This window comes from Pseudomonas sp. MWU16-30317 (assembly GCF_020515695.1).
Taxonomy (GTDB): Bacteria; Pseudomonadota; Gammaproteobacteria; order Pseudomonadales; family Pseudomonadaceae; genus Aquipseudomonas.
Genome location: NZ_JAIWJA010000009.1, coordinates 51,325 through 65,638 on the forward strand (window position 1 = coordinate 51,325; position 14,314 = coordinate 65,638).

A 14,314-nucleotide genomic window follows, 5' to 3' on the forward strand; every position below is an offset into this window, starting at 1 on the left:
ATAGAGCGAGAAAATGGGGAAAAGCGTCAAAAGCGTTACCGAAGGATTCATATGACGCGTCATTGGCGCAGATCGCTCCCTCAAGGGTGCCAGGTAAGCGGTCGATGGAGGCATCAGGTCAATCCTGGGAAATCGGCAGCACGTAGTTCTTGAACTCGGCATCTTCCCGAAAGCCGATCGACTCGTACACCTTCTGCGCTACATCGTTATTGCTGCTGGTGGACACGCGCATACGTACCGCCTGGGTCTCTTTGGCCATCTTTTTCGCGGTACGCATCAGGTGATCGGCCACCAGCATGCGCCGCGCATCTTCTGCCACGTAGATGTCATTGAGGATCCACACACGTTTGAGCGATAGCGAGGAGAAACTGGGGTAAAGCTGACAGAAGCCGAGGATTTTGCTGTCATCGTTGTCGGCCAAGGCCAGGTAGATGACCGATTCCTTGCGGCGCAGGCGTTTTTCTAGGAACGCGCGGGAAGAGTCCGGGAAGGGCAGCTCACCGTAGAACTCGCGGTATTTGACGAAAAGCGGGGTAATCATGTCCAGGTGTTCGAGAGACGCTTGGATAATTCGCATAACAAACCTCGCGATGTCATCGGTATTGGCCGGTACCGGGCAGTAAGGGATATCTCTGCAGGTGGATTGGCAATTAATACCGCATTGGGGCGAGGAGTGCCATGGGTGGCGATCTGGGGGATTTGCTTTGCCTGGTAGTGCGTCTTCGCGGGCAAGCCTTGCTCTCACAGGTGAACTGTGGGAGCAAGGCTTGCCCGCGAAGGGGCAGTAAGCGCAACACATCTACCGAGGCCGCCCCAGAGGCATTGGCGGCCTCCGGTCGATATTAGAAGAACCCCAACGGATTGACGTCGTAGCTCACCAACAGGTTTTTGGTCTGCTGGTAATGATCGAGCATCATCTTATGGGTTTCGCGGCCGACACCGGACTTTTTGTAACCGCCAAACGCCGCATGGGCGGGGTAGAGGTGGTAGCAGTTGGTCCAGACACGGCCGGCCTTGATGCCGCGGCCCATCCGCCAGGCGCGGTTGATATCGCGGGTCCACACCCCGGCGCCGAGGCCGAACTCGGTGTCGTTGGCGATGGCCAGCGCTTCGGCTTCGTCCTTGAAGGTGGTGACGCTGACCACCGGGCCGAAGATCTCTTCCTGGAACACGCGCATCTTGTTGTGGCCCTTGAGCAGGGTCGGCTGGATGTAATAGCCGGTCGACAGGCTGCCTTCGAGTTTTTGCACCTTGCCGCCGGTCAGCAACTCGGCGCCCTCGTTCTTGGCGATTTCGAGGTACGAGAGGATCTTGTCGAACTGCTGCTCGGAGGCCTGGGCGCCGACCATGGTCTCGGTATCGAGCGGGTCGCCGCGCTTGATCTGCTCGACCTTTTTCATCACTTCTTTCATGAAGGCTGGGTAGATGGACTCCTGCACCAGCGCGCGGGATGGACAAGTGCAGACTTCACCCTGGTTGAAGAACGCCAGCACCAGGCCTTCCGCAGCCTTTTCGATAAAGCTTTGTTCAGCGTTCATGATGTCTTCGAAGAAGATGTTCGGCGACTTGCCGCCCAATTCCACGGTCGACGGGATAATGTTTTCCGCCGCGCACTTCATGATGTGCGAGCCCACCGGGGTAGAGCCGGTGAAGGCGATCTTGGCGATACGCTTGCTGGTGGCGAGGGCCTCACCGGCTTCTTTGCCGAAGCCTTGCACCACGTTGAGCACGCCGGGCGGCAGCAGGTCGCCGATCACTTCCATTAGCACGGTGATGCCCAGCGGTGTTTGTTCGGCGGGCTTGAGCACCACGCAGTTGCCAGCAGCCAGGGCGGGTGCGAGTTTCCAGGCGGCCATGAGAATAGGGAAGTTCCACGGGATGATCTGCCCGACTACGCCGAGCGGTTCGTGGATATGGTAAGCCACGGTGTTGCCGTCGATCTCGGCGGCGCTTCCTTCCTGAGCGCGCAGGCAGCCGGCAAAGTAGCGGAAGTGATCAGCGGCCAGGGGGATATCGGCGTTGAGGGTTTCGCGGATGGCCTTGCCGTTGTCCCAGGTCTCGGTGATGGCCAGCAGTTCGAGATTCTGTTCGATACGGTCGGCGATTTTCAACAGGGTCAGGGAGCGTGCCTGCACCGAGGTGCTGCCCCACGCGTCAGCCGCGGCGTGGGCGGCGTCGAGGGCTTTGTCGATGTCTTCGGCAGTGGAACGAGGGAATTCGGCGATAGGCTGGCCGTTGACGGGCGAGCTGTTGGTGAAATATTGACCTTTGACCGGGGCAACGAATTCGCCGCCGATGTAATTGCCGTAGCGGCTTTTGTAGGCGACCTTTGCGCCTTCGGTACCAGGATGGGCGTAACGCATAGGGTATCTCCTGACTATTAGTTATTGGGGGAGAGCTCGCGTGGGGCGGCCAATTGAGCTTAGAGCAAAGGCAGGGGGCGTGCTCGCGTCTACGCCTAAAGCATAGGTTGCCGGGTATTACGGTTGAATCAGGGAGGGCTTTTTGACCGTCGCACGCGCAGCTTCCTCGCTACAAAGTCGAACTGATGTAGCGAGGTCTGGCGCCGAAAAGGGATGCTCGAATACAAGACGTGAGATTTTTCCCACGCTGGGCTAACCTGCCCCGATGTTTTACGAGGTCAATCATGCATATTCACGTTCTAGGTATTTGCGGCACGTTCATGGGCTCGCTGGCGGTGTTGGCCAAGGAGCTGGGTCACCGTGTGACGGGCTCGGACGCCAATGTCTATCCGCCGATGAGCACTCAGTTGCAGGCTCAGGGCATCGAGTTGACTCAGGGCTATGACGCTGCACAGCTCGACCCGGCGCCCGACCTGGTGGTGATCGGCAACGCCTTGTCGCGGGGCAATCCGGCCGTGGAGTATGTGCTCGACAAAGGCTTGCCGTATGTGTCCGGGCCGCAATGGTTGGCCGATCATGTGTTGCAAGGCCGCTGGGTACTGGCCGTGGCCGGCACTCACGGCAAGACCTCCACCAGCAGCATGCTGGCCTGGGTGCTGGAGCATGCCGGCATGAGCCCGGGTTTTTTGATCGGCGGCGTGCCGCAGAACTTCGCGGTGTCGGCGCGTTTGGGCAGTACGCCGTTTTTCGTGGTCGAGGCCGACGAGTACGACAGTGCGTTCTTCGACAAACGCTCGAAATTCGTCCACTACCGTCCGCGCACCGCGATCCTCAACAATCTCGAATACGACCATGCGGATATCTTCCCTGATCTGGCGGCGATCGAGCGGCAGTTCCATCATTTGGTGCGGACCATTCCGAGCCAGGGCCTGATCATCCATCCGACCACCGAGCCAGCGCTGCAGCGGGTCATCGGCATGGGCTGCTGGACGCCCGTGCAGACCACAGGTTCGGGTGGCCAGTGGCAGGCGCGATTGCTCAGTGAAGATGGCTCGCGCTTCGAAGTGTTGTTCGAGGGTAGCAGCCAGGGCATCGTCGACTGGCCGCTGACAGGCCAGCATAACGTCGCCAACGCGTTGGCCACGCTGGCAGCGGCGCGGCATGTGGGCGTAGTGCCTGCGATGGCGATCGAAGGCCTGGGGGCATTCAAGAACGTCAAGCGGCGAATGGAACGGGTCGCCGAAGTGCGCGGCATCACTATTTATGATGACTTCGCTCATCACCCGACCGCGATCGCGACCACCCTGGATGGCCTGCGCAAGCGTATCGGCGATGCGCCGTTGATCGCGGTGATCGAGCCGCGATCCAATTCAATGAAACTCGGCGCTCACCGCGACGGCTTGCCGGGCAGCGTGACCGATGCCGATGAAGTGATCTGGTATGCTCCACCGAATCTGGGCTGGGACTTGGCCGCGACCGTGGCACAGAGCACAGTGCCGACCTTGGTAGCCGATAGCCTCGAAGCGATCATTGCCCGGGTCAAGGCCCAGGCGCAGCCGGGTACCCACGTGGTGATCATGAGCAATGGCGGCTTCGGCGGCTTGCATGTGAAGCTGGCGGAGGCGTTGCGATGATGGTTTTAGGTGTGGCTGCTGGCCTGACAGGAGCCAGCCGATGAGCGGCCCGGAACGCATCACCCTGGCCATGACCGGCGCCTCGGGCGCGCAATATGGCCTGCGCCTGCTCGACTGTCTGGTACGTGAAGACCGCGAAGTGCATTTTCTCATCTCCAAAGCCGCACAACTGGTGTTGGCTACCGAGACCGACGTGCTGCTGCCGGCCAAGCCGCAGAGCATGCAGGCGTTCCTTACCGAATACACCGGCGCCTCGGCGGGGCAGATTCGTGTGTATGGCAAAGAGGACTGGATGTCCCCCGTGGCTTCCGGTTCCGGCGCACCTGCGGCAATGGTGGTGGTGCCATGCTCCACGGGGACGTTGTCGGCGATCGCTACAGGGGCCTGCAACAACCTGATCGAGCGCGCGGCGGATGTGACCCTTAAAGAGCGTCGACAGCTGATCCTGGTGCCCCGCGAGGCTCCGTACTCGACTATCCATCTGGAGAACATGCTCAAGCTGTCGCAGATGGGCGCGGTGATCCTGCCTGCATCGCCGGGGTTTTACCACCAGCCGCAGACGCTGGACGACCTGATCGATTTCGTCGTAGCGCGCGTGCTCAATCTGCTGGACATACCTCAGGACATGTTGCCGCGCTGGGGTGAGCATCATTTTGGTGGGGAGGAGTGACAGGCGCCCCTGTAGCGAGGGGGCTCGCCCCCGAAAAGCCGTCGTGCCAGGCCCGCCGAATCGGGGGTAAGCCCGCTCGCTACAGGAATGTTCACGGATTGATGGTCAGTGCACTTATCGCGAGTCTTACCGGCTGCGCCACCGTCAGCACGCTGGATGCCAACAAGCCCGGTGCGCCGGTGGTGTATGCCGGCACGCGATTGGATTTCTACCTGACGCAGGGCGGGTGCTGCCCTCAGGACCGCTTCGGCACTGAAGGGCCGAAATACCCCGCCTGGGACATGCCAGGCAGCATGCTGCTCGATACGTTGTTGTTGCCGCTGTCGCTGCTGACTGCTGCAGGTATTGGGTTTAGCGCTCAAGGCGGGTTGTAGGCTTTCGGGCCTCTTCGCGAGCAAGCTGTGCACCCACATCAGACTTGAGTCGTACGACTGTGGGAACGGGGCTTGCCCGCGAAGGCGCCATTAGCCACGGCTCACAAGCCGGCTATTTACCCAGCCGCCGCAGCTCATCCGACTCGACCACCCTTACCCCATCCTGCTCTTCGAGCGCCAGGCGCCACAGCGCGCGGGCCAGTTGCGTGGCTTCGATGCCATGGTATTTGCCGGGAATCAGTCGTGACAGCGGCCCTGCCAGCTGTTCGCTCAAGCGTGGCTCGGTACGGGCACCGAGCAGAATCGATGGGCGGGCGATGGTCAACTGCGGCCAGTTTTGCGCGATCAGCGATTTTTCCGTCTGGCCCTTCACGCGGTTATAGAAGATGGACGATGTTTCGTCGGCATTGACGGCGCTTATCACCAGCAGATGGCGCGCGCCCAAGTCTCGGGCGCGCTGCGCATAAGCCACCACCAGATCGTGATCGATGGCCCGAAAGGCATCCTCCGAGCCCGCCTGTTTGATGGTGCTGCCCAGGCAGCAATAGGCGATGTCGACGCGGCCTTCGAGTTGCGGCAGCAGATCGGCGAGGTTACCTACCGGGTTTTCCAGGTGCGGATGCTCGGCCAACTGGCGCCGGGTCGGAGCCAGTACACGGCTGACCGTCGGTTCGTTGAGCAAGCGGTCGAGCAGGTGTTCGCCGGTCAGCCCGGTGGCGCCGGCGAGGAGGATATGCTGCGGGGTCAGGTACATGGTGCTACTCCTTGCGACACGCGCCAGCCGGGTGATGGCTACTGTAAAGCTTAGTCTTGGGCGACAACTCCCGCTTCCTTGCGCGCTGCCTTGGCTGCGGCCGCCGCACTCTGCAAGGCCTTTTGCGCTTGCTGCTGGCGCAACCGTTGCCAGTGCGCGATCACGCCTTTGGGGGCCCAGATCTGCGGCTCGGAGGCTTCGTAGTTGTCGGCTATCTCCCTTTCGGCAACGTGAGCGCGCGCTTGTTCAAATGCCTGTTGCAAGTCGTCGGTGGCGTTCAGCGCCTGGGCGAACAAGGCATCGCCGAAATAGGTGAAGTCGGCCTCTTCCGAGCATCCGAACGACACGCGATCAGCCCGTGAGGCGGTCATGATCAGTGTACGGGCGTCCTTGAGGGCCGGGATGAAACCTCCGGAATAGCAAGATGAAATCACCACCACCTTGTCGCGGTCCTTGAGCGGCGCGAGCACGCTCGCCAGTTCGTCGGCAGGCAGGTCAGCGAGCTCCATGCGCGGCTGTTCCAGCACCAGTTCATGATTCTGGGTGCCGTGACTGGTCAGGTAGATGAAGATCAAATCTTCCGGGCCACTGCGCTCGGCCAGGGTCTTGACCGCGCGGCTGAGGGTTTCGCGGCTGGCCATGGGGCGGTCAGCGAGGTGATCGCGATGATTGACCAGAGTGATCTGGCCTACGGCGCCGAAGCGGCTGGCGAGCATGGCGCTGACGTAGTCGGCTTCACGCAGGAACACGCTCTGGTTGCCATCACCGCCCAGCACCAGGCTGTACAGTTCGGTTGCGGGCGTCGAATGCGGCACTGCGGCCAGTGCTTTGTCCAGCAGCGCGCCTTGGTTGAGCAGGCCTTGCTCCAGGCTGTCGGGCAGCAAGCGGCCACTGCCATCGCGCACGCGCTGGCCGTTGACCCAGTAGCCGCTTTGTGTGGCGCCGCTCTTGACGGTCAGCACGCCCTGACCCTGATAGGCGTCGTCGGCGAAGCCACCTTCGAATGTGCTGCCATCGGCCATGGTCAGCTTGCCCTGACCAGAAAAGTGCCAGTCGGCAAAACCGCCTACGTAGTGACTGCCATCGCTGCCCAGCAGTTCGCCTTGGCCGGTGAGGGCGCCGGCTTTGAAGTCGCCGATCCACACATCGCCGTCGCTGTTTTCAAAGCGCCCACGGCCTTGCAGCTGGTTCTGATGGAAATTGCCGATGTATTGATCGCCGTCGGCATTGCTGTAGTTGCCGTGCCCCTCCAGCTGGCCGTTGACGAACTTGCCGCTGAACTGATTGCCACTGGCGTCGCTGCGTACGCCTTCGCCGTTGGGCTTGCCTTGATCGAACAGGCCCTGGTAGGTGCTGCCGTCCTCGAGCTCAAGATGGCCGGCGCCGGAATACTGGTCGTTCTTGAAGTTGCCGCGGTAGGTCTGGCTTTTTTCCTTGAGGGTACCTTCGCCGTCGCGGCGACCGAGCTTGAAGCCGCCGCTGTAGCTGCTTTTCGGGGTGCTCAGGCTGCCTTGGCCGTCGAACAGGCCTTTTTCGAAATGGCCGCGATAGACCTCGCCGTTGCTGCCATGCCATTCGCCGTCACCGTGCCACTGGCCGTTGACGAAATTGCCCTTGTACCAGCTGCCGTTGGGGTAATCGATGCGACCTGCGCCTTGCAAAACGCCGTTGACCACTTCGCCGCGATAACGGCCGCCATCGGGCAGTCGCGCGTCGGGCGGCAATAGGGATTCGCCATCACCGCAGGCAACGAGCAGTAGCGAAAGCGCAAGAGGAGCAAGTGGGCGCATGACGGGATCCGGGCAATTGAGGCGCCGAGTATGCCGTAATCCGGTGGCGAGGAAATAGCCGTTAGCAGGCTTTCATTTCCTCTCAACTGTTACCAGATTCGCCGCGACAGCTCTGGCCCGCAGCTAAAGGAAGCACAGCGACAACGGTTCAGCGATGTACGCGGGTTTGGATTCGCCTTCTATTTCAAGAGTGGCGAGGATTTTCATCAACCACTGGCCGGGCTTTTTCTCGCTGACTTCGGTCAGGTCGACCTTCAAGCGCACCTGGGAATCGACCTTGACTGGCTGGATGAACCGCACGCTGTCCATGCCGTAGTTGATAGCCATTTTCATGCCGGCGGGGAACACCATGACCTGGCTCATCAGGGAGGGGATCAGTGAGAGCGTCAGCAAGCCGTGGGCGATCGTGGTGCCAAAAGGCCCGGTGGCGGCGCGCTCCGGGTCGACATGAATGAACTGGTGATCGCCCGTGGCATCGGCGAAATCGTTGATGCGTCCTTGGTCGATGGTCAACCAGTCGGAGCGCCCCAGGCAGGTGCCCACGTATTCGTGCAGTTGATCGGCGGGAACGTCGCGCATGGGCAATACCTCCACGGGGGGCAATGGGGGGTAACAATTTGTACGTTCGTGCCAGGGCGCTAGATCAACACGCTCGGGGCAGCGGGTCAAGCCTTGATCCAGACCGGTCGGCGGTTCTAAGCCAGGCGCTGGTCGTGCTTATAATGTCGGCTCGATGGAGAGGACCTTTATGGCGTTGCGTGGATTGACCTGGCTCGTGCTGTTCCAATTGTTGGGGACGGTGATCAATCATTTGCTGGTGCCGATCGTGCCCGGGCCGATCATCGGCCTGTTGCTGATGCTGGCGTACCTGATGCTACGCGGCGATGTGCCGGCGCCGGTGAGCGAGGCGGCCAGCAGCCTGCTGCGCTATCTGCCTTTGATGCTGGTGCCGCCAGCGGTCGGGGTGATGGTCTATGCCGGGCAGATTGCCGAGGATTTCTGGGCCATCGGCGGCGCCTTGCTGATCTCGGTGCTGGTCGCGATGGCCTTTGCCGGCTGGTTGATGCAGCGCCTGATCGGTCGTCGCCCGCCCAGCGATGAGGGTCAGCCATGACCCTGGACTGGCAGGGCACGCTGGACTCGGTCATCCATCACCCGCTGTTCGGCATCGGCATCACCTTGGGCGCCTACCAGTTGGCGGTGGGTGCCTATGAAAAGACCCGCTGGATCTTCCTCCAGCCGGTGCTGGTGTCGATGCTGATATTGATCGGCGTGCTGGTCGCCTGCGGGATCGACTACACCGAGTACCGTAAGAGCACCGACATCCTCAATACCCTGCTGGGCCCGGCTACCGTGGCCCTGGCGGTGCCGCTGTACCTGAATCTGCGGCGTATTCGTCAGCTGTTCTGGCCCACCTTGACTACGCTGGTGTTGGGTGGGGTGCTGGCTACGGGCTCATGCCTGCTGCTGGGCTGGCTGTTCGGCGCTGATCACATGATTCTCATGACCCTGGCTCCCAAGTCGGTGACCTCACCGATCGCCATGCTGGTGGCCGCGCAGATCGGCGGCGTGGCGGCGCTGGCAGCGGTATTCGTGTTGATCACTGGTGTCATCGGGGCCATCTTCGGCCCTGGGATGTTGTCTATGCTGGGAGTGGAGAACCCAGCTGCGCGCGGCATGGCCCTGGGGCTCACGGCGCACGCGGTGGGGACCTCAGTGGCGATCCAGGAAGGTGAGGAATGTGGGGCTTTCGCCGCATTGGCGATGAGCTTGATGGGGGTCTCGACCGCCGTATTGCTGCCATTGGCGGTCAGTCTGTTCGTTTAAGGAAATCCTATGATTTTGCCGCTGTTCCCGCTCAATACCGTGCTGTTTCCGGACTGCGTGCTCGATTTGCAAATATTCGAGGCGCGCTACCTGGACATGATTACCCGCTGCATGAAGCAGGGCACCGGATTCGGGGTGGTATGCCTGTTGGAGGGCGATGAGGCGGGCAATGGCGAAGTGCTGCACGCACCGGTGGGCTGCGAGGCGATGGTGGTCGACTTCAATCCGCAGAACAACGGCCTGCTGGGGATTCGCGTCAAAGGCACCCGGCGATTCGAAGTCAAAAGCTGCGAGACCCAGCGTGATCGGTTGCTTCTCGGCGAAGTGGAGTACCTGTATGAATTCCGCGAGGAGCCACTGAGTTCCGACGAGGACGACCTGTTGGCGCTGCTCAACGCCTTGGCCGAGCATCCGATGGTCGCCGCTCTGGGCATGCTTGATGGCGCAAGGACCCAGCAATCGTTGGCCAATCAGCTGGGTTATCTGCTGCCCTTCCTCAACGGCGACAAGCTGCGCTTGTTGTGCCTGGATGACCCCCGCGAGCGCCTGGATAATATCCAGACGCTGCTTGATGAGCTGCAGGGCGAGTTGTTCGACTGAAGCGGTTCTGGCCTTGCAACGAGGGGGGCTGGCCCTCAACAAGAGCAACCAGCCGCTGCGGATGCGTTGGCGTCACCGGTTTTCGGGGACAAGCCCCTTGCTAAAGGGTTTGAGCACCATACTGATAATGCGCCATGGCATGGGGCAGGGTGGTTGCCAGATGCCAGCCTAGAATGGCTGCAACCGCTGGCAGTATCCACCACCATACGCGCCCGGCCACGGCAGGCATCGACCCACCAAAGTGTCGGTTGGCCGCGAGGCTGACCGCACACAGGCAGCAGGCGAGCATGGCCCCGGCCAGCACGTCGGTCGGCCAGTGCACACCCAGGTAGATGCGCGATGCGGCGATCATCGTCGCCGGGATGCACGCCAACACCAGCCACATGATGCGCATCCGCGGCGCCTGGCCGAGGCCAGCCAGGAGCGCCAAAGTCAAAAACAGTGCAAACGACGCCGAAGCATGGCCGCTGGGCATGCTATAGGTGCTCAATGGATCGTTCAGTATCTCCGGGCGCCCGCGGGCGAAGAACATCTTCAGGCTGGCATTGCACAGTGCGGTGCCGAGCAGTGCGCCGACGGCAAAGAGGAAATGCCGCCACTGACGGTGGATTGCCAGGATCAGCACCACGGCGGCGGCCAGCATGAACTGTGTGCGGAAGTCGCCCATGGCCGTGGTCATCGCCACGAAGGGATCCATTGCCTCGCTGCGGTGCTCCTGCACCAGTTGCATGAGGCCATTGTCGAGATGGGTCAGGTAGGGCCAGCCGATCAGCAATGCCAGCAGCATGGCCAGGCTCATCAAGGCCACCCACAGGGTCGCGCGGGTATGGCGGCGCAGGCTGCTATTGATGCTCAGGCCGACGAGGATCGCCAGGCCACCGGCGACCGCCCCCGCCTCCGGCCAGAAACCGGGCGGCAGCGGCAAGCGGAAGGCCGCACCGGTGGCCCAGCCGGGGAGTAGATAAGCGATAGACCAGCCGGCCGCAGCCAGCACGCTGACCAGTGCGAAGCGGATCAGCGGCATTTCCAGCATGCCGGCGATCAGCGGCAGCATGGGCCGCAACGGGCCGATGAAACGGCCGATCAGCAAGCCCTCGACGCCATAGCGATGGAAATAGTTTTCGGCCCTCTCCATCCATTGCGGGTGGCGCGCCAGCAAGGGAATACGCTTGATGTCCTGATGATAGCGACGGCCGATGGCGTACGACAGCGCGTCGCCCAGCAGGCCGCCGGCATAGCCCAGCAGTAATGTCTGGCCAAGCGACAGGGCGCCGTGACCGGCCAATACGGCAATAGCGAAGAGCACCACGGTGCCGGGCACGATCAGCCCGGCGATCGCCAGGCATTCGACGCAAGCCACTACGAAAATCGCCAGGCCCAGCCACTGTGGGTGAGCGGTCAGCCAGCCAGTAAGGCCGTCAAGCCAAGAGCCCATCTATCGGTTTCCTTTTATCGGTGCGGCGGTGGTCGGTGAGGGGTTGATCTGCAAAGCGTAGTCCTGCCCCTCTCGCTGCCCCCGACGCAGCGGATTGCGCGTGCAATGCCGAGCGTATTCAGGATCGACGAAGCGATAGGGCAGATGTTCATCGCGCCCGGCGGGGATGCCCAGGCGAGTGGTCTGGATGACCTGGGGGACCAGGACGCCGGTGTCCTCGACAAAAAAATGTTCGGGATCGAAGCGCTGGGCGTCCCATTGCGGCACTTTCAGGCCCAGTGCCTTGCACAGAAGCGTCTGCCCGGCGCACAAGCGCTCAGGCGGGCGCAGTTGGCCATTGGCGTCGGGATTGTTGAGCTGCATCTGCGCCAGCGCGTTGCTGTCGCAGACCTCATCGACCCAGGGATAGGCCGACTTGATCAGCACGGCATTGCCAGGCCCGGCAGCGCTGAAATTCAACGAATCGCCACCACGGGCGTAATACATATAGATGTGGCCGCCATCGAGGAACAGCGCTCGGCGTTTTTCGGTGTAGCCCAGCGAAGCATGGCTGCCTTTTTCTGCCGCGTAGTAGGCCTCGGTCTCGATGATGCGCGCTGACAACCAGTAAGGCCCTTGGCGATGCCGGATGATCTTGCCCAGCAGGTCGCGGGCAAGGACTTGCGCGTCGCGATGGAAAAACTCGTCGGGCAAATGCCGGCGGACGGCGGTGGCGGGCATGGCAACATCCAGATGGGTGTGCGGATTTGGGAGCGGCAGCCGGCAGATGATAGCAACCGGCACCTTAATCGGACCTGAATGACTGGCATTTGTTGCCCAATTTCGACCATCCGCCTGCCACCGCTGTGCGTGGCGCGGCGCGGCAGCTATAATCAGCCGCTTTCCCCTTTGCCAAGACCACAGAGACCATGACTGAGTCCGTGCTTGACTACATGACCCGCCTGGGTCGCGCTGCCCGCGCAGCCGCTCGCGTGATCGCTCGTGCCAGCACCGGTCAGAAGAACCGTGCCTTGCTGGCGACTGCCACGGCGCTGGACGCTGCCCGCGAACAACTGGTCGCTGCCAATGAGCTCGACCTGGCCGCCGGCCGCGCCAACAATCTGGAGCCAGCGTTGCTCGAGCGCCTGACCCTGACCCCGGCCCGTATCGACAGCATGATCGTCGGTTTGCGTCAGGTGGCAGCGTTGCCTGATCCGGTCGGCGCCATCCGTGACATGAGCTACCGCCCCTCGGGTATTCAGGTTGGCAAGATGCGCGTACCGCTGGGCGTAGTGGGGATCATCTACGAATCCCGCCCTAATGTGACCATCGATGCCGCCAGCCTGTGCCTCAAGTCCGGCAACGCCACTATCCTGCGCGGCGGCTCCGAAGCCATTCATTCCAACCGCGCCATCGCCACGTGCATCGCTCAGGGCCTGGAAGCGGCGCAACTGCCGGCCAGCGTCGTACAAGTGGTCGAGACCACTGACCGTGCGGCCGTGGGTGCATTGATCACCATGCCCGAATACGTCGACATCATCGTCCCCCGTGGCGGCAAGGGCCTGATCGAGCGTGTCAGCCGCGATGCCCGCGTGCCGGTCATCAAGCACCTCGATGGCATCTGCCACGTCTATGTCAGCGCCAATGCCGAGCTCGACAAGGCCCAGCGCATCGCCTTCAATGCCAAGACCTATCGCTACGGCATCTGCGGTGCCATGGAGACCCTGCTGGTAGATGCCAGCGTCGCCGCACGATTCTTGCCGCCGATGGCTGCCCAGTTCCGCGAAAAAGGCGTCGAGCTGCGCGGCTGCCCGCGCACTCGCGACCTGATCGAGGCGCTGCCTGCCACCGAAGACGACTGGCACACCGAGTACCTGGCGCCGATCCTGTCGATTCGCGTGGTCGACAGCCTCGACGAGGCCATCGAGCACATCAATCACTATGGTTCCCACCACACCGATGCGATCGTCACCGAACATCAGGGTCAGGCCCGGCGCTTCATGGCCGAGGTCGACTCGGCTTCGGTGATGCTCAACGCCCCGACTTGTTTCGCCGACGGCTTCGAGTACGGCCTGGGTGCGGAAATCGGTATTTCCACGGACAAGATCCACGCCCGTGGCCCGGTCGGCCTCGAAGGCTTGACCTGCGAGAAATATGTAGTGGTCGGTGACGGCCAGTTGCGCGGCCAGGAGTCCATCTGATTGGCTGAAGTCGGCCAGTCCGGGGCACCTACCGTTCGACCGCAGCGCATTGGCGTACTGGGCGGCACCTTCGACCCGGTGCACATCGGTCACCTGCGCAGCGCCCTGGAAGTAGCCGATGCGCTGGCGCTCGACGACTTGCGCCTGACGCCGAACTTCCGGCCGCCGCATCGCGATACTCCGCAGGTGTCGCCCGAGCAGCGTCTGGCGATGGTGCGCAGCGCTGTCAGCGGGGCGGCGCCGTTGAGCGTCGATGACCGCGAACTGCGCCGCGATACGCCGTCGTACACCATCGACACACTGGAATCGATGCGCGCCGAGCTGGCGCCTCAAGACCAACTGTTCTTGCTGCTGGGCTGGGATGCCTTTTGTGGCTTGCCCTCCTGGCACCGCTGGGAAGAATTGCTGCTGCATTGCCACATCGTGGTGTTGCAGCGCCCTGACGCGGACAGCGAGCCACCGGATGCCCTGCGCAACCTGTTGGCCGCCCGTTCCGTCAGTGACCCGCAGACCCTCAAGGGGCCGGCGGGTCAGATCGCGTTTGTCTGGCAGACACCCTTGTCGGTGTCCGCCACCCAGATCCGTCAACTGCTGGCCAGCGGTAAGTCGGTGCGTTACCTGGTGCCTGACGCTGTACTGGCCTACATCGAGGCGCACGGGCTGTACCGTACGTCGAACTGAATAGGC

General features: G+C 62.2%; 15 protein-coding genes. 8 read left to right on the plus strand and 7 right to left on the minus strand.

Going from position 1 to position 14,314, the window contains the following annotated elements; genetic code table 11:
* Window positions 1–118 precede the first annotated feature (118 nt).
* A complete protein-coding gene (locus LIX93_RS22565) occupies window positions 119–577 on the minus strand; it encodes a GNAT family N-acetyltransferase (protein WP_226506284.1) in 459 nt (152 codons plus the stop codon).
* Window positions 578–842: 265 nt separating this feature from the next.
* Window positions 843–2,363: an aldehyde dehydrogenase family protein gene (locus tag LIX93_RS22570; RefSeq protein WP_226506285.1), complete on the minus strand. Its 1,521-nt coding sequence runs from the start codon at window positions 2,361–2,363 to the stop codon at window positions 843–845.
* A 284-nt stretch (window positions 2,364–2,647) separates the two neighbouring features.
* Here LIX93_RS22570 and mpl point away from each other — a divergent pair, with 284 nt between their 5' ends.
* From mpl to LIX93_RS22585, 3 genes are all read left to right on the plus strand, one after another.
* Window positions 2,648–3,997, plus strand: a complete 1,350-nt coding sequence (gene mpl, locus LIX93_RS22575; RefSeq protein ID WP_226506286.1) for a UDP-N-acetylmuramate:L-alanyl-gamma-D-glutamyl-meso-diaminopimelate ligase — start codon at window positions 2,648–2,650, stop codon at window positions 3,995–3,997.
* A 40-nt stretch (window positions 3,998–4,037) separates the two neighbouring features.
* Window positions 4,038–4,667 carry a flavin prenyltransferase UbiX gene (ubiX, locus tag LIX93_RS22580; protein ID WP_226506287.1) on the plus strand — a complete coding sequence of 210 codons (630 nt, stop codon included), beginning with the start codon at window positions 4,038–4,040 and terminating at the stop codon, window positions 4,665–4,667.
* Between the two features lie 101 nt (window positions 4,668–4,768).
* The gene (locus LIX93_RS22585; protein WP_226506288.1) at window positions 4,769–5,041 is read left to right on the plus strand and encodes a YceK/YidQ family lipoprotein; all 273 of its coding nucleotides are present in this window, start codon (window positions 4,769–4,771) and stop codon (window positions 5,039–5,041) included.
* A gap of 112 nt (window positions 5,042–5,153) precedes the next feature.
* Here LIX93_RS22585 and LIX93_RS22590 read toward each other — a convergent pair whose 3' ends face one another.
* The 3 genes from LIX93_RS22590 to LIX93_RS22600 form a co-directional block, all read right to left on the minus strand.
* Window positions 5,154–5,795, minus strand: coding sequence for an oxidoreductase (locus LIX93_RS22590; RefSeq protein WP_226506289.1), 642 nt, complete (start codon window positions 5,793–5,795; stop codon window positions 5,154–5,156).
* 50 nt (window positions 5,796–5,845) lie between these two features.
* On the minus strand, window positions 5,846–7,585 hold the full coding sequence (locus LIX93_RS22595) for a C13 family peptidase (RefSeq protein ID WP_226506290.1): 1,740 nt from the start codon (window positions 7,583–7,585) through the stop codon (window positions 5,846–5,848).
* A 123-nt stretch (window positions 7,586–7,708) separates the two neighbouring features.
* Window positions 7,709–8,164 carry a MaoC family dehydratase gene (locus tag LIX93_RS22600; protein ID WP_226506291.1) on the minus strand — a complete coding sequence of 152 codons (456 nt, stop codon included), beginning with the start codon at window positions 8,162–8,164 and terminating at the stop codon, window positions 7,709–7,711.
* A gap of 169 nt (window positions 8,165–8,333) precedes the next feature.
* Between LIX93_RS22600 and LIX93_RS22605 the strand changes: the two genes are divergently transcribed.
* From LIX93_RS22605 to LIX93_RS22615, 3 genes are read left to right on the plus strand one after another with little or no spacing between them, the layout of a single operon-like run.
* Window positions 8,334–8,699 carry a CidA/LrgA family protein gene (locus LIX93_RS22605; protein ID WP_226506292.1) on the plus strand — a complete coding sequence of 122 codons (366 nt, stop codon included), beginning with the start codon at window positions 8,334–8,336 and terminating at the stop codon, window positions 8,697–8,699.
* A complete protein-coding gene (locus LIX93_RS22610) occupies window positions 8,696–9,412 on the plus strand; it encodes an LrgB family protein (protein WP_226506293.1) in 717 nt (238 codons plus the stop codon). The genes LIX93_RS22605 and LIX93_RS22610 overlap by 4 nt, the downstream gene beginning before the upstream one ends.
* 9 nt (window positions 9,413–9,421) lie before the next feature.
* Complete coding sequence (locus LIX93_RS22615; protein ID WP_226506294.1) at window positions 9,422–10,012, plus strand: LON peptidase substrate-binding domain-containing protein; 591 nt, start codon at window positions 9,422–9,424, stop codon at window positions 10,010–10,012.
* A 100-nt stretch (window positions 10,013–10,112) separates the two neighbouring features.
* Here LIX93_RS22615 and LIX93_RS22620 read toward each other — a convergent pair whose 3' ends face one another.
* Both LIX93_RS22620 and LIX93_RS22625 read right to left on the minus strand, forming a co-directional pair.
* A complete protein-coding gene (locus LIX93_RS22620; protein WP_226506295.1) occupies window positions 10,113–11,447 on the minus strand; it encodes a bifunctional DedA family/phosphatase PAP2 family protein in 1,335 nt (444 codons plus the stop codon).
* A complete protein-coding gene (locus tag LIX93_RS22625) occupies window positions 11,448–12,167 on the minus strand; it encodes a DNA-3-methyladenine glycosylase (RefSeq protein ID WP_226506296.1) in 720 nt (239 codons plus the stop codon).
* Between the two features lie 188 nt (window positions 12,168–12,355).
* On the opposite strand from LIX93_RS22625, the gene LIX93_RS22630 reads away from it, so the two are divergent.
* Both LIX93_RS22630 and nadD read left to right on the plus strand, forming a co-directional pair.
* A complete protein-coding gene (locus tag LIX93_RS22630) occupies window positions 12,356–13,627 on the plus strand; it encodes a glutamate-5-semialdehyde dehydrogenase (protein ID WP_226506297.1) in 1,272 nt (423 codons plus the stop codon).
* Window positions 13,628–14,308 (plus strand): nicotinate-nucleotide adenylyltransferase, encoded by a 681-nt coding sequence (gene nadD, locus LIX93_RS22635; RefSeq protein ID WP_226506298.1) that lies wholly within the window; start codon window positions 13,628–13,630, stop codon window positions 14,306–14,308.
* Window positions 14,309–14,314: the final 6 nt, after the last annotated feature.

Coding starts and splice junctions, on each gene's coding strand:
- LIX93_RS22615 (WP_226506294.1), top strand. CDS start 9,422: ATGATTTTGCCGCTGTTCCCGCTCAATACCGTGCTGTTTCCGGACTGC.
- LIX93_RS22620 (WP_226506295.1), bottom strand. CDS start 11,447: ATGGGCTCTTGGCTTGACGGCCTTACTGGCTGGCTGACCGCTCACCCA.
- LIX93_RS22625 (WP_226506296.1), bottom strand. CDS start 12,167: ATGCCCGCCACCGCCGTCCGCCGGCATTTGCCCGACGAGTTTTTCCAT.
- LIX93_RS22585 (WP_226506288.1), top strand. CDS start 4,769: ATGGTCAGTGCACTTATCGCGAGTCTTACCGGCTGCGCCACCGTCAGC.
- LIX93_RS22570 (WP_226506285.1), bottom strand. CDS start 2,363: ATGCGTTACGCCCATCCTGGTACCGAAGGCGCAAAGGTCGCCTACAAA.
- ubiX (WP_226506287.1), top strand. CDS start 4,038: ATGAGCGGCCCGGAACGCATCACCCTGGCCATGACCGGCGCCTCGGGC.
- LIX93_RS22565 (WP_226506284.1), bottom strand. CDS start 577: ATGCGAATTATCCAAGCGTCTCTCGAACACCTGGACATGATTACCCCG.
- LIX93_RS22600 (WP_226506291.1), bottom strand. CDS start 8,164: ATGCGCGACGTTCCCGCCGATCAACTGCACGAATACGTGGGCACCTGC.
- LIX93_RS22590 (WP_226506289.1), bottom strand. CDS start 5,795: ATGTACCTGACCCCGCAGCATATCCTCCTCGCCGGCGCCACCGGGCTG.
- mpl (WP_226506286.1), top strand. CDS start 2,648: ATGCATATTCACGTTCTAGGTATTTGCGGCACGTTCATGGGCTCGCTG.
- LIX93_RS22605 (WP_226506292.1), top strand. CDS start 8,334: ATGGCGTTGCGTGGATTGACCTGGCTCGTGCTGTTCCAATTGTTGGGG.
- LIX93_RS22595 (WP_226506290.1), bottom strand. CDS start 7,585: ATGCGCCCACTTGCTCCTCTTGCGCTTTCGCTACTGCTCGTTGCCTGC.
- LIX93_RS22610 (WP_226506293.1), top strand. CDS start 8,696: ATGACCCTGGACTGGCAGGGCACGCTGGACTCGGTCATCCATCACCCG.
- LIX93_RS22630 (WP_226506297.1), top strand. CDS start 12,356: ATGACTGAGTCCGTGCTTGACTACATGACCCGCCTGGGTCGCGCTGCC.